Below are 13,495 nucleotides of genomic sequence, written 5' to 3'. Positions count from 1 at the left end.
ACCGGTAAAACACCGGTGCCTGTCGGTAGGCCGTCCCGGGTGAAAAATCAAGCGTTACCCGTTGCGCTCCTGTGTCACCCGACTGGGGGCAGCGGACAGATGAGGGTTCGGGTTTCATGAACTTTCAGAGACCATGCCCAAGCGAAGCGCAGAGAATGGTCAGCACGCCGCAGGCCACGACTCCGAGCATCAGCGAACGGATGGAATCGAACGTTGCCTGCTGGGGCCGCATCGCGCGGCTGGCCTTCCGGTAGGGGCCGTAGAATACGCGCAGGAACAGCCCAGCCATGATCAAACCGAGAAGCTGCATCAGGTTTGTTGTCCACGGTATCACAGCGAAACCGCCTTCATGGAGAATCATCAGCCAGCCGGTGATCAGCACGATCGGCATGATATGCCAGATCACGCGAAGAAAGCGCTTGAGTGTCAGCAGATGCACGGCGCTGCGCTGCGTCTTGTCGAGCAGTGTCAGGCTGGGACGCAGGATCATCACGGCATAGGTGGCGCCCCCGACCCACAGCGCCATTCCGGCGATATGGAGCGTCAGGACAAGACTCCAGAGAATATGCGGCATGCGAACTCCATCGGACAGATCGGCTTTGACGGTCGTATGGTGTCGCCAATCGGAGCGCCGAACGCAAGCGGGTGCGTTTGCACACAAAATCATGTGAGGCCATCCGGTCGCGCGGCGGAATGCAGGAGGAAACAGCAATGCCCGATAGGAATGACAGGTTTGCCCTGCCGTCTCCGCAGGAAATGGGGGCTATAGATAAGGTCGCCTCGCGCTCAGTTCCTGTTTCCGTGCTGATGGAAAATGCCGGACGAGCCGTTGCCCGAGCCGTGCGACGCTTTGCGAAGCCCTGTCGTGTGCTGGTGCTGTGCGGGCCGGGAAACAATGGCGGTGACGGTTACGTCGCGGCCCGTCGTCTGGCCGAGGCAGGCTGGCCGGTTGCCGTGGCGGCGCTTGCCGAGCCGCATGCGGGGAGCGATGCCGCCGCAGTCGCCGCACGGTTTCGGGGCCCCCGCGTTCCTTTTTCGCCTGAAGAGGCGGCTCGCGCCGATCTGGTGATCGATGCCGTATTCGGTGCGGGGTTAAGTCGCGATGTGGAGGAGCCGGTTCCTTCCGTGCTGGCTGCCGCGAAACGGGTCGTCTCAATCGACATGCCGAGCGGCATTGATGGCGGCACGGGGCAGGTGCGGGGGCACGCCCGCAAAGCCGACCTCACCGTGACGTTCTTTCGTGCCAAGCCGGGGCATCTTCTGCTCCCCGGACGGGAATATCTCGGGCAGTTCGTGGTGAGAGACATCGGGATTTCGGCATCCGTGCTTGATGAAGTCGTGGTGCGGACGTGGGAGAATAAACCGGGACTGTGGAAACTTCCGGTGCTCGGGCTGGAGGCTCACAAATATTCGCGTGGGGTGGTCAGCCTTTGTGCGGGCGAGGCCATGCCGGGAGCGGCCCGTCTCGCCGCTGCTGCCGCACGACGGACGGGGGCGGGGCTCGTTCGCGTTGCAGCAGGAAAGGCTGCGCCGTCATTTCGTCTGGGCGAACCGGGCCTCATCATCGACGAGGAGCCGCTCGCCGACCTGCTGAAGGATCATCGTCGCAAGACATGGATCTGCGGTCCCGGTCTGTTGCCGGAGGAGGTGGAGCAGGTTTTCCCTCAGCTTGTCGCGGCGGAACGGCAGATTCTCGCCGATGCTGGTGCCTTCTCCTGGGCGGCAGATGCGCCAGAGCGGCTGCGTGGGGCCGCTGTGCTGACGCCGCACGGGGGTGAGTTCGCGCGCGTATTCGGAGCGCCGGGCGGCGATCCGCTGGCGGCAGCGCGCGCCGCAGCGAAGCGTGTCGATGCTGTCGTGGTGCTGAAGGGTGCGACCACCATCATCGCCGCGCCGGATGGGCGGGTGGCGCTGAATACGCATGCGACACCTGCGCTGGGGACAGCCGGGTCCGGCGATACACTGACCGGGATCATCGGTGCGCTTCTGGCGGCCGGAATGGAGCCGTGGGAGGCTGCCTGCGCCGGCGTGTGGCTGCATGGAGAGGCCGCGTTGCGGGCGGGAGACTGGTTGATTGCCGAGGATCTGGACGTGCATCTCGCTGCCGCTCGCGAAAAGGCGACACGCCTGCAGGTGGACGGATGAGCTGAGACATGGGAGGCAGGCTGCGGGTGGTTTCCTGACCGCAGGGGACGGAAACATGGGGTGCGACCTTGCCGTGTCCGGCAGTCTGCGGTAATCGGGCGCCCTCGGCGTTCTTTGGGTTGCGCTGATTAAGGCCACGCGGGCGTGGTGGAATTGGTAGACACGCCAGATTTAGGTTCTGGTGGCGTAAGCTGTGGGGGTTCAAGTCCCTCCGCCCGTACCAGCCCTTCCTGCGGAGGTGGGGCCTGGCTGCACCCCATGATTGTTCTGCCGAAAAGATTTCTGGCGGTCGCATGACGATCGCCTTGTGTTGACGAGTTCGTACGAGAGGATGGCCTGGGCATATGCAGGTTACTGAGACGCTTTCCGAAGGCCTGAAGCACGCCTTCACCGTGGTCGTTCCGTCGGCCGAACTCGAGAAGAAGGAAGAGGCGCGCCTCAAGGAAGTCGGCGCTTCCGCCAATCTTCCCGGCTTCCGTCCCGGCAAGGTGCCGCTGCCGGTCCTTCGCCAGCGTTACGGCGATGCCGTGAAGGGCGAGATTCTGGAGCAGACGGTCAACGATTCGCTGCGCAGCCTGCTTGAGGAGCGCAATCTTCGTCCGGCCCAGCAGCCGAAGGTCGATGTCGTGTCCGGTGGCGACGGCAAGGGCGATCTCGAGTTCAAGGTCGAGACGGAAGTTCTTCCCGAGATCAAGGAACCGGACCTGTCCGACCTGTCTCTGGTGCGTCTGAAGGCGAAGGTTGACGAAGCGACAGTCGACAAGGCCCTGAACGACATTGCCAAGCGCCAGCGTGATTTCGTGGCGATCGAGGAAGTTCGTCCGGCCGCTCACGGTGACGTCGTGGTCGTCGATTTTGTCGGCAAGCACGAGGGCGTTCCCTTCGAGGGCGGCACGGCTGAGGACATCAATGTCGAGATCGGCGGCGAAGGCTTCATTCCGGGATTTGCCGAGCAGATCGAAGGCATGAATCCTGGTGAGGAAAAGGTCATCAACGTGACCTTCCCGGCCGATTACGGCGCAGAGGAACTTGCCGGTAAGGAAGTCACCTTCGACATCAAGGCCAAAGAGCTGAAGAAGCCGGTCGAGGCTGAACTCAACGATGACCTTGCGAAGAAGATCGGTTTCGAGAATCTCGACAAGATTCGTGAGCTGATCACGAAGCAGGTCGAGGACGAGTATGAGCAGCTTTCCCGTCTGCGCCTGAAGCGCGACCTGCTCGACAAGCTGGCTGAAAAGACTGACTTCCCGGCTCCGGAAGGCATGGTCGAAGCTGAGTTCGAGCAGATCTGGGCTCGTGTCGAAACTGACCGCAAGGCCGGTGAGCTCGACGAGGAAGACCAGGGTAAGGACGAAGAGACGCTCAAGGCCGATTATCGCAAGATCGCCGAGCGCCGCGTGAAGCTGGGGCTGCTGCTGGCCGAAATCGGTCGCGCCAAGGGCATCACCGTCACGCAGGACGAGATGGCCCGTGCGGTTCGCGCCGAAGCCATGCGTTATCGTGGTCAGGAGCAGGCGGTGTTCGACTTCTTCTCGAAGAACCCGCAGGCGGCAGAGTCTCTCCGTGGTCCGATCTTCGAGAACAAGGTGATTGATTACATCATCGAACTCGCGAAGGTTGAAGACAAGGAAGTGACGCCGGAAGAGCTGTCAGACATGCCTCCGGCCAGCGTCTGAGATATTCCGCCATTCCACTGAATGGTCGATTCGCGGCACTTCTCCCGTTTTGTGGAGAAGTGCCGCTTGTCTGTTCAGAGGATGGCTGGATGGGTGGAAACGCAGGATTTTCACCGTATGGGGTGGCGCTGGTCCTGATTATCTCTATCTTAAGCAGACCGGGCGTTTTTTCCGGAGTGCGCCGGCCTCTGGTCAATGAGTCAGGGTCGGGGCAGGATGTACGGCATACAAGTCGGGAATTGATGTGATGTGGGATTCGAACCCTGTCGAAATTTACAACAATGCTCTTGTGCCAATGGTGGTCGAGCAGACCTCCCGTGGTGAGCGCGCGTTCGATATCTATTCGCGTCTTCTGCAGGAACGGATCATCTTCCTGACAGGTCCGGTTTACGATCAGGTCGCTTCCGTGATTTCGGCTCAGCTCCTCTATCTGGAGAGCGTGAACCCGAACAAGGAAATTTCCTTCTATATCAACAGCCCGGGTGGCGTGGTGTCTGCAGGTCTGGCGATCTACGACACCATGCAATACATCCGCAGCCCCGTCAGCACGGTGTGCATCGGGCAGGCGGCCTCCATGGGTTCCCTGCTTCTGGCCGGGGGTGCCCCGGGCAAGCGTTATGCACTGCCCAACGCCCGCGTGATGGTTCACCAGCCGTCCGGCGGTGCGCAGGGGCAGGCGAGCGATATCGAAATTCAAGCTCGCGAGATTTTGACGATCCGCCAGCGTCTGAACGAGATCTATCGTGAGCACACGGGACAGTCGCTTGAGGATATCGAGCTTCGGCTGGAACGTGACAGCTACATGTCGGCCGAAGAAGCTAAATCCTTCGGGATTGTCGATGAAGTCATCAAGAAACACGAAGCCGGTTCACCGGAGAAGGCGTGAGCCTTCGGGGAACGACATGCCTGACGATCACTTGATGCGTCCTCGGGGTCTGGTTACGATTTTTGCTTTATCCGGCGTTCTGGCCGGATGGTCCCTCAGGGGGCCAAGATTGGAGGACTGCAGATGAACGCAAAGTCCGGCGATTCAAAGAACACACTGTATTGCTCGTTCTGCGGGAAGTCGCAGCACGAGGTTCGCAAGCTGATTGCGGGCCCGACGGTGTTCATCTGCGATGAATGCGTCGAACTCTGCATGGATATCATCCGTGAAGAGCACAAGACGACGCTGGTGAAGTCGCGTGACGGTGTCCCGACTCCCAAAGAGATCTGCAAGACTCTCGATGACTACGTGATCGGTCAGTTCGACGCGAAAAAGGTGCTCTCCGTAGCGGTGCACAACCACTACAAGCGCCTTGCCTATGCGCAGAAGAACAGCGATGTCGAAATCTCCAAGTCGAACATCCTGCTGATCGGTCCGACCGGTTCAGGCAAGACGCTGCTGGCGCAGACGCTGGCCCGCATTATCGATGTGCCGTTCACGATGGCTGACGCCACGACGCTGACCGAAGCCGGTTATGTGGGCGAGGATGTCGAGAACATCATTCTCAAGCTGTTGCAGGCTGCCGACTACAATGTCGAACGGGCCCAACGCGGCATTGTCTATATCGATGAGATCGACAAGATTTCCCGCAAGTCGGACAACCCCTCGATCACGCGTGACGTCAGCGGCGAAGGTGTCCAGCAGGCCCTGCTGAAGCTGATGGAAGGCACGGTCGCTTCCGTGCCGCCGCAGGGTGGTCGCAAGCATCCTCAGCAGGAATTCCTGCAGGTGGATACGACCAACATGCTCTTCATCTGCGGCGGTGCTTTCGCCGGGCTGGAGAAGGTCATCGCCGCGCGAGGCAAGGGCTCAGGCATCGGTTTTGGTGCAGACGTGCAGGCACCCGAGGATCGTCGCACTGGCGAAACCCTCAAGCATGTCGAGCCTGAGGATCTGATCAAGTTCGGTCTGATCCCCGAATTTATCGGTCGTCTGCCGGTTGTAGCTACTCTTGATGATCTGGACGAAACTGCTCTGGTGCAGATTCTGTCGGAACCCAAGAACGCGCTGGTCAAGCAGTATGGCAAGCTCTTCCAGATGGAAGACGTCAAGCTGACCTTCACCGAGGACGCCCTCAAGGCGATCTCCCATCGCGCCATTGAGCGTAAGACAGGTGCGCGCGGCCTTCGGTCGATCATGGAGAACATCCTGCTGTCCACCATGTTCGAACTTCCCGGCCTCGAAAATGTCGAGGAAGTCGTGGTGAACAGGGAGGTTGCTGAAGGAAAGGCGTCGCCGGTATTTGTTTACGGCAAAGGCAAGGATCAGCCTGCGGAGCAGTCCGCCTGACGCCTGACACACCACCATACGGAATGCGCTCTGCCCTGCCGGATCAGGGCAGGCGCTTTCTTGTGCCCGGCTCTTGTAGTGCCGGAAATCATCCCGATATTGATCCATATCAACGACCTCTCCCCATGACCGCTGGAGCGGCCAGAGGGAGAAATGTCCGCCCATTGCCGGGGCAGACGGGCGATGGGCGTGCCATGACCGGGCGCGCATCGCCGGATCGTCCATTCAGGAGGTCGGCATCATGACAGAAAAAACCAAAACACCGACGCCCCGCCGCAAGCGCACGAAGCCTGCGGAGGCGGAAAGCGCCACCACTAAGACAAAAGCCGTCGCGAAAAAGCCGGAAGCTCCCGTTCTGGAGCGTGTGGCTATCCTTCCTTTGCGCGATATCGTGGTCTTTCCCCACATGATTGTGCCCCTGTTCGTGGGACGCGAGAAATCGGTCAGAGCCCTCGAATCCGTCACCAAGGACGACAAGAAAATCCTGCTGGTGGCGCAGAAGGAAGCGACCGTTGATGATCCGGGGCCGGACGATATCTACCGTTTCGGCACGATCTCCACGATCCTTCAGCTTCTGAAACTGCCCGACGGGACGGTGAAGGTTCTTGTCGAGGGCAACCAGCGCGCCCGAGTGGTGGCTCTGCACGATGTCGATGGTTATTTCGAAGCCGATATCGAATTCGTGACGGACGCTCCTCCCGCGACGGAAGAGGCGGAAGCGCTGGCTCGTGCCGTAGTTGGACAGTTTGAGCAGTATGTGAAGCTCAACAAGAAGATCGCGGCGGAAGTGCTGGTTTCACTCAACCAGATCAGCGATCTCTCCAAGCTCGCCGACACCATTGCCAGCCATCTCAATCTGAAGATTTCCGAGAAGCAGGAAATTCTCGAACTGCCGTCCGTGACGAAGCAGCTTGAGAAGATCCTGGCTCACATGGAAGCCGAGATCGGTGTCCTGCAGGTGGAAAAGCGCATCCGTAATCGCGTGAAGCGGCAGATGGAAAAGACGCAGCGCGAGTACTATCTGAACGAGCAGCTCAAGGCGATTCAGAAGGAACTTGGCGAGGGCGAGGACGGCAAGGACGAGACGGCCGAAATCGAAGAAAAGATCGCCAAGACGAAGCTGAGCAAGGAAGCGCGGGAAAAGGCTGTCGGCGAGCTGAAAAAGCTGCGCGGCATGAGTCCCATGTCCGCCGAGTCTACGGTGGTGCGCAACTATCTCGACTGGCTGCTCGGCGTGCCCTGGAAGAAGCCGACCAAGGTCAAGAACGATCTTGATGTCGCAGAAAAGGTGCTCGACGAGGATCATTACGCGCTGGAGAAGGTCAAGGAGCGTATTCTTGAATATCTCGCGGTGCAGAGCCGTTCCAAGAAGGTCAAGGGTCCGATTCTGTGTCTCGTGGGGCCGCCGGGCGTCGGCAAGACCACGCTGGCACGGGCCATCGCCAAGGCAACCGGGCGTCAATATGTCCGTATGTCGCTTGGTGGCGTGCGCGACGAGTCCGAGATTCGCGGTCATCGCCGCACCTATATCGGGGCGATGCCGGGCAAGATCATTCAGGGCATGAAGAAGGCGAAGGTTTCCAACCCGCTCTTTCTGCTGGATGAGATCGACAAGCTTGGCGCGGACTGGCGCGGCGATCCGTCCTCCGCACTGCTGGAGGTGCTGGATCCCGAGCAGAACGGCAGTTTCTCGGATCATTATCTCGAAGTCGATTACGACCTGTCGGATGTGATGTTCGTCACTACGGCGAACAGCCTCAACATGCCCCAGCCGCTGCTGGATCGCATGGAGATCATCCGTCTCTCCGGTTACACGGAAGACGAGAAGCTGAACATCGCGAAGCGGCATCTGGTCGCCAAGCAGAGTGAATCGCACAACCTCAAGCCTGAGGAATGGTCGATTTCCGATGCGGCGCTGATGGATCTGATCCGTTTCTACACACGTGAGGCGGGCGTCCGTAACCTTGAGCGCGAGATCGCTAACGTGGCCCGCAAGGTCGTGAAGGAGATCGTCACGGGCAAGGCGAAGAAGGTCGCGGTTACCGAGAAAAATATCGCCAAGTTCGCTGGTGTGCATCGTTTCGCTCATGGCGAGACCGAAGCCGTCGACATGGTCGGTGTGGTGACGGGACTGGCCTGGACCGAGGTCGGTGGCGAGATCCTGACGATCGAGAGCGTGATGGTGCCGGGCAAGGGCAACATCAAGCAGACCGGTAAGCTGGGTGACGTGATGCAGGAAAGCGTTTCCGCTGCCCTGTCCTATGTTCGCAGCCGAGCGACGTCATTCGGCATCAAGCCTACCCTGTTCGAGAAGCGGGACATTCATGTTCACGTGCCGGAAGGGGCGACTCCGAAGGATGGTCCGTCGGCGGGTATCGCCATGGCGACGTCCCTCGTCAGTGTCCTGACAGGCATTCCCGTGCGGCGTGACGTGGCGATGACGGGTGAGATTACCCTGCGTGGCCGGGTGCTTCCCATCGGGGGGCTGAAGGAAAAGCTGCTTGCGGCTCTGCGGGCCGGAATCAAGACGGTTTTTCTGCCGAAGGACAACGAAAAGGACATTGCGGAACTGCCAGAGGCAGTGAAGAAAAATCTGGAGCTGGTTCCGGTGTCCCATGTTGACGAGGTGATTGCCCGTGCACTCGTTCGTGCGCCTCAGCCCATCGAGTGGGAAGATGAAACTGAGTCGCTGACACCGATCGCTGCATCGGGAGGCATGATCGCAGTCGCGCACTAAAAAACGGTTGCGTGTGACGGGGAAGCAATTTTTGCTTCCCCGTGCCTGTCTGTGGCGGTTGACGTGGCGAAAAACGGCTTCATAGTGCGCCGCGGAATGTCTCCGGCGACAATGCGTCGCGCGCGAGACCAGAACATGGAAAGGCGTATGTATGGACAAGCCGCTTAACAAGCAGGAACTCGTCTCGGTTGTTGCAGACGATGTTGACCTGCCCAAGGCGAAGGCTGGCGAGGTTGTTGATGCTGTCTTCGCAGCCATTGAGAAGGCTCTCAAGGGTGGCCAGGAAGTCCGTCTGGTTGGTTTCGGTTCGTTCGTGACGGCGCACCGCAAGGCAACCAAGGGCCGTAATCCCCGCACCGGCGAGGAAATCGATATTCCGGCTTCGACGTCCGTGCGTTTCAAGCCCGGCAAGACACTTAAGGACGCAGTCAGCTAATCTGCTGCATTCTGAGCGTGTTTTGAAAACAGGCGTGGTGGCCATGGTCGCCACGCCTGTTTTTTGTCTGCTGTGCTTACCCATATGGGCTCTTGATTGATCATTCTCTTTTAGCTAAGCAGTGCGCCAAGGGCGATTAGCTTAGCGGTAGAGCATCTCGTTTACACCGAGAGGGTCGGCGGTTCGATCCCGTCATCGCCCACCATTCCCCTTCCCATGAAAATTTATGCTGCGGCATCCTGCCGAACGCTCATCCTCTGACATTCCGTGTCATGTTATGGGCGAGTGACCGCTCTCGCCGGTCTTTCCGTAGCCGGGTGTGTTGGGGGCAGTGAACCCGGAAATCCAGAATATTACGTTGGTCTTCAACCGGATCGGCTCTTTCATCATCTGTATATGATTGTATACAGATTGGTATCCGTAAACGTCCTGGCGTGACTGAGACGTAAGGATGGCAAGGGGGCGGGAACGGGCGATGTCGGTATGCGGAACACTGTTCAGCATACTGAACCGCTCACGGTAAAGTTTGTGCTTTCACCTGCTTGAGACTGGCCACGCTGGATTTCAGGGCATAGTTTGACGACGTTAATCCATCGTATCGAGCCTCTCGGCGCGGGGATGGAGCAGGAAGCCATTGCGGGGGACGACGTGCCGTCGGTTATTGATGACTACCTTCCGGTTCTGATTTTCGGAGTGCTGTCCGTAGTAATTGCGGGAGCCATGCTTGGCGCTTCGCTGGTCTGCGGACACCAGAAGCCCTACGCCGAAAAACTTACAGCCTATGAGTGTGGCTTCGAAGCGTTCGATGACGCGCGACGCCGTTTCGACGTGCGTTTCTATCTCGTTTCGATCCTCTTCATCATCTTCGATCTTGAGGTGGCCTTCCTGTTTCCGTGGGCGGTGAGCCTGTCGAGAATCGGTCTTTTCGGCTTCCTCTCGATGATGGGGTTTCTGGGCGTCCTCGGGATTGGATTTCTCTATGAGTGGCGCAAAGGCGCTCTCGACTGGGATTGATGGAAGCCTGCACGCGTGACGGTGAACGGAATTCAGGGTGGAGAACACGCAATGAGCGGTGAGAACGCCGGCGGCGCAGGCGAGAATATCGTCTGGAACCGCGAGATGGTTCCGGCCGGACCCGAACAGGATGCCATTGTGCGCGGCATCACGGGCGAGATCAGTGAAAAAGGTTTCGTGGTCGCCAGTCTCGACAAGCTCGTGAACTGGGGTCGCACCGGTAGTCTCTGGCCGATGACATTCGGTCTGGCGTGCTGTGCCGTGGAAATGATCCACGCCTACATGCCCCGTTACGATCTTGACCGGATGGGAGTCATCCCGCGCGGTTCGCCGCGGCAGTCAGACGTGATGATCGTGGCGGGGACCCTGACCAACAAGATGGCGCCAGCGCTCCGGCGTGTTTACGACCAGATGGCCGAGCCGCGCTGGGTGATCTCCATGGGGTCCTGCGCCAATGGCGGCGGCTATTATCATTATTCCTATTCAGTGGTGCGCGGTTGTGATCGCGTGGTGCCGGTGGATGTTTATGTGCCCGGATGTCCGCCCACGGCGGAGGCCCTGATCTACGGCATCATGCTGTTGCAAAAGAAAATCCGCCGGACAGGGACGATTCTCCGTGGCTGATCAATCCACTGCTTCCGTCCCGGCAGGACGGTCTTCTTCCTACCCTTCCTACCTCGCCTTTACGCTCTCAACGTCGCTGCCCGGTATCGCGTCCGCTGCCATTGAAGGCGGGGAACTGGTCGTGCGAGCCGATCGTGAGCGGCTGATCCCTCTCATGATGCTGCTCCGGGACGATCCCCGGTTCCGTTTCGAGCAGCTCATGGATCTGTGTGGCGTGGACTTTCCGCAGCGCCCCGAGCGGTTCGACGTCGTCTATAATCTTCTCTCCGTCAGTTTGAATCAGCGCGTGCGCGTGATCGTGACGACGGATGAGCTGACGCCGGTTGCCTCCGTGCACCAGATCTGGCCCTGCGCCACATGGTGGGAACGTGAGTGCTACGACATGTATGGCGTCCTCTTCTCCGGACAGCCTGACCTGCGTCGTATCCTCAGCGATTACGGGTTCGAGGGGCATCCACTTCGCAAGGATTTTCCGCTGACCGGTTACACGGAGGTCCGGTACGATCCGGAACGACGCCAGATCGTGCGCGAGCCTGTGACCCTCACACAGGATTTCCGCGATTTCGATTTTGTCTCTCCCTGGGAAGGCGTGCTGACGCTGCCGGGCGACGAGCGGGCGCACGAACTGCGCCAGATCATGAAAAAGCTGAACTGACAGGAGCCGGAGCATGACAGAGGCCCTGAAACAGGACGAACGGCTGAACGGCCAGCGTGACGTGCTTGATGAAGGCGTGTTGCCGGAAGCGTTGCTGCCGGAAGAGGTCGCTGACAAGGAAGTGGAGCGTCGGACGGTCGAAATCGACAGTCACGCGCTGAATTTCGGCCCGCAGCATCCGTCCGCGCATGGCGTGCTTCGACTGGTGCTGGAGATGGAAGGCGAGGTCGTTGCCCGCGCCGTGCCGCATATCGGCCTGCTGCATCGCGGCACGGAAAAGCTGATCGAATACAAGACCTATCCCAAGGCTCTGCCGTATTTCGACCGGCTCGATTATGCCTCTCCCATGTGCGAGGAACACGCTTTCGCGCTGGCAACCGAAAAATTGCTGGGGATTCAGGCACCAGACCGCGCCAGATGGATTCGTGTCATCTTCGCGGAAATTACCCGCATCCTGAACCATATCCTCAATTTGACGGCGATGGGGCTCGATTGCGGTGCAGTGACACCGGCGCTCTGGGGCTATGAAGAGCGTGAAAAGCTTCTTGAGTTCCATGAGGCCGTTTCCGGTGCCCGTTTCCATGCCAACTACTTCCGTCCCGGCGGTGTTGCGCGTGACATGCCTGCAGGGATGGAAGAGAAAATCGCTGCGTGGGCTGAAGAGTTTCCAAACTGGATCGATGATCTTGAAGGTCTTCTGACGGAAAACCGCATCTGGAAACAGCGCACGGTCGGCATTGGTGTGTTCACCAGCGAGCAGGCGCTGGCGTGGGGCTGGAGTGGTCCATGCCTGCGCGGGTCCGGCGTGCCGTGGGATCTGCGGCGCTCTCAGCCGTACGACAATTACGACAAGGTCGATTTCGAGATTCCCGTTGCCCGGCATGGTGATTGTTATGATCGCTACCTCGTCCGCGTCGCCGAAATGCGCGAGAGCGTGAAGATCATCAAGCAGGGGCTGGCGCAGATCAAACCCGGCCCTATCAAGGTGCAGGACCCGAAATTCTCGCCGCCGCCGCGTGCGGAAATGAAGCGGTCGATGGAAGCGCTGATCCATCACTTCAAGCTGTTTACCGAGAGCTATCACGTGCCGCCCGGCGCCACCTATACGGCGGTCGAGACACCGAAGGGTGAGTTCGGCGTCTATCTCGTGGCTGATGGCACCAATCGTCCCTATCGCTGCAAAATCCGTCCGACCGGCTTTGCGCATCTACAGGCCATCGACGAACTGTCGCGTCGGGGCATGCTGGCCGACGCCGTGGCGATCATCGGGTCGCTGGATCTCGTCTTTGGTGAGGTGGACCGATGAGTTCTGTCACAAATGCGCAGCCTGATCACTTCGAATTCGATGAGATCAGTGAAGGCGAAATCATAACGATCCTCGCCAAGTATCCGCCTGAACGGAAGGCTAGTGGCGCTCTGCCGCTTCTGTATGTCGTCCAGAACCAAATGAAGCGGCAGACCGGCAGCGCGTGGGTGCCGACCGTGGCGATGGACGCCGTCGCCCGCAGGCTGGAAGTCGCGCCGATCCGTATTTACGAGGTTGCGACCTTCTACTTCATGTTCAACACAAAGCCGATCGGGAAGTATCACCTTCAGGTCTGCACGACGACATCCTGCTGGCTGCGTGGTTCGGACGATGTGCTGTCCGCCTGCAAGAAGGCGACCGGTATCCACAGTATCGGCGAAACCAGCGAGGATGGCCTGTTCACGCTGAGCGAGGTCGAATGCCTCGGGGCCTGCTCCAACGCGCCGATCCTTCAGGTGGATAACGACTTTTTCGAAGACCTCGACGGTCCCCGCACGGAGGTGCTGATCGAAGCGCTGAAGCGTGGCGACTATCCGGAGCCGGGGCCGACCATCAACCGTGAAGCCTGCGCCCCTGAAGGGGGCCGCCGTGTGCTGCTCGAAGAGACCGGTTCGGGTCAGGGCTGAG

12 protein-coding genes and 2 tRNA genes are annotated in these 13,495 nt (G+C 59.6%); 13 read left to right on the top strand and 1 reads right to left on the bottom strand.

What is annotated here, in order from left to right; genetic code table 11:
- Positions 1-124 precede the first annotated feature (124 nt).
- Positions 125-574 (bottom strand): hypothetical protein, encoded by a 450-nt coding sequence (locus tag GOB81_RS08965; RefSeq protein WP_173570072.1) that lies wholly within the window; start codon positions 572-574, stop codon positions 125-127.
- A gap of 137 nt (positions 575-711) precedes the next feature.
- On the opposite strand from GOB81_RS08965, the gene GOB81_RS08960 reads away from it, so the two are divergent.
- The 13 genes from GOB81_RS08960 to GOB81_RS08900 all read left to right on the top strand — a co-directional run bounded on the left by GOB81_RS08960 (position 712) and on the right by GOB81_RS08900 (position 13,494).
- Positions 712-2,145 (top strand): NAD(P)H-hydrate dehydratase, encoded by a 1,434-nt coding sequence (locus GOB81_RS08960; protein ID WP_173570071.1) that lies wholly within the window; start codon positions 712-714, stop codon positions 2,143-2,145.
- Between the two features lie 138 nt (positions 2,146-2,283).
- A tRNA-Leu gene (locus GOB81_RS08955) sits at positions 2,284-2,368 on the top strand.
- Positions 2,369-2,489: 121 nt separating this feature from the next.
- Entirely contained in the window at positions 2,490-3,821 is a 1,332-nt protein-coding gene (tig, locus tag GOB81_RS08950; RefSeq protein WP_173570070.1) for a trigger factor, read from the top strand.
- A 247-nt stretch (positions 3,822-4,068) separates the two neighbouring features.
- The gene (locus tag GOB81_RS08945) at positions 4,069-4,707 is read left to right on the top strand and encodes an ATP-dependent Clp protease proteolytic subunit (protein ID WP_173570069.1); all 639 of its coding nucleotides are present in this window, start codon (positions 4,069-4,071) and stop codon (positions 4,705-4,707) included.
- Between the two features lie 123 nt (positions 4,708-4,830).
- Entirely contained in the window at positions 4,831-6,096 is a 1,266-nt protein-coding gene (gene clpX, locus GOB81_RS08940; RefSeq protein WP_173570068.1) for an ATP-dependent Clp protease ATP-binding subunit ClpX, read from the top strand.
- Positions 6,097-6,337: 241 nt separating this feature from the next.
- Positions 6,338-8,833 (top strand): endopeptidase La, encoded by a 2,496-nt coding sequence (gene lon / locus GOB81_RS08935; protein ID WP_173570067.1) that lies wholly within the window; start codon positions 6,338-6,340, stop codon positions 8,831-8,833.
- Between the two features lie 151 nt (positions 8,834-8,984).
- Positions 8,985-9,269, top strand: a complete 285-nt coding sequence (locus GOB81_RS08930; RefSeq protein ID WP_173570066.1) for an HU family DNA-binding protein — start codon at positions 8,985-8,987, stop codon at positions 9,267-9,269.
- A gap of 130 nt (positions 9,270-9,399) precedes the next feature.
- A tRNA-Val gene (locus tag GOB81_RS08925) sits at positions 9,400-9,474 on the top strand.
- Positions 9,475-9,917: 443 nt separating this feature from the next.
- Positions 9,918-10,283, top strand: a complete 366-nt coding sequence (locus GOB81_RS08920) for an NADH-quinone oxidoreductase subunit A (RefSeq protein ID WP_173570168.1) — start codon at positions 9,918-9,920, stop codon at positions 10,281-10,283.
- 51 nt (positions 10,284-10,334) lie between these two features.
- Positions 10,335-10,907, top strand: coding sequence for a NuoB/complex I 20 kDa subunit family protein (locus GOB81_RS08915; RefSeq protein WP_173570065.1), 573 nt, complete (start codon positions 10,335-10,337; stop codon positions 10,905-10,907).
- A complete protein-coding gene (locus GOB81_RS08910) occupies positions 10,900-11,562 on the top strand; it encodes an NADH-quinone oxidoreductase subunit C (protein ID WP_173570064.1) in 663 nt (220 codons plus the stop codon). The genes GOB81_RS08915 and GOB81_RS08910 overlap by 8 nt, the downstream gene beginning before the upstream one ends.
- Before the next feature lie 13 nt (positions 11,563-11,575).
- The gene (locus GOB81_RS08905; protein WP_173570063.1) at positions 11,576-12,868 is read left to right on the top strand and encodes an NADH-quinone oxidoreductase subunit D; all 1,293 of its coding nucleotides are present in this window, start codon (positions 11,576-11,578) and stop codon (positions 12,866-12,868) included.
- On the top strand, positions 12,865-13,494 hold the full coding sequence (locus GOB81_RS08900; protein ID WP_173570062.1) for a complex I 24 kDa subunit family protein: 630 nt from the start codon (positions 12,865-12,867) through the stop codon (positions 13,492-13,494). The genes GOB81_RS08905 and GOB81_RS08900 overlap by 4 nt, the downstream gene beginning before the upstream one ends.
- The last annotated feature ends 1 nt before the right edge of the window (position 13,495 follow it).

This window comes from Acetobacter conturbans (genome assembly GCF_011516755.1).
GTDB classification, from domain to species: domain Bacteria; phylum Pseudomonadota; class Alphaproteobacteria; order Acetobacterales; family Acetobacteraceae; genus Acetobacter; species Acetobacter conturbans.
This window is presented reverse-complemented; position numbering and strand designations above follow the sequence as displayed.

Bases quoted from the DNA above. Each gene is read 5' to 3' on its own strand.
- GOB81_RS08915 (WP_173570065.1), top strand. From the start codon at position 10,335: ATGAGCGGTGAGAACGCCGGCGGCGCAGGCGAGAATATCGTCTGGAAC.
- GOB81_RS08905 (WP_173570063.1), top strand. From the start codon at position 11,576: ATGACAGAGGCCCTGAAACAGGACGAACGGCTGAACGGCCAGCGTGAC.
- GOB81_RS08965 (WP_173570072.1), bottom strand. From the start codon at position 574: ATGCCGCATATTCTCTGGAGTCTTGTCCTGACGCTCCATATCGCCGGA.
- tig (WP_173570070.1), top strand. From the start codon at position 2,490: ATGCAGGTTACTGAGACGCTTTCCGAAGGCCTGAAGCACGCCTTCACC.
- clpX (WP_173570068.1), top strand. From the start codon at position 4,831: ATGAACGCAAAGTCCGGCGATTCAAAGAACACACTGTATTGCTCGTTC.
- GOB81_RS08945 (WP_173570069.1), top strand. From the start codon at position 4,069: ATGTGGGATTCGAACCCTGTCGAAATTTACAACAATGCTCTTGTGCCA.
- lon (WP_173570067.1), top strand. From the start codon at position 6,338: ATGACAGAAAAAACCAAAACACCGACGCCCCGCCGCAAGCGCACGAAG.
- GOB81_RS08960 (WP_173570071.1), top strand. From the start codon at position 712: ATGCCCGATAGGAATGACAGGTTTGCCCTGCCGTCTCCGCAGGAAATG.
- GOB81_RS08930 (WP_173570066.1), top strand. From the start codon at position 8,985: ATGGACAAGCCGCTTAACAAGCAGGAACTCGTCTCGGTTGTTGCAGAC.
- GOB81_RS08900 (WP_173570062.1), top strand. From the start codon at position 12,865: ATGAGTTCTGTCACAAATGCGCAGCCTGATCACTTCGAATTCGATGAG.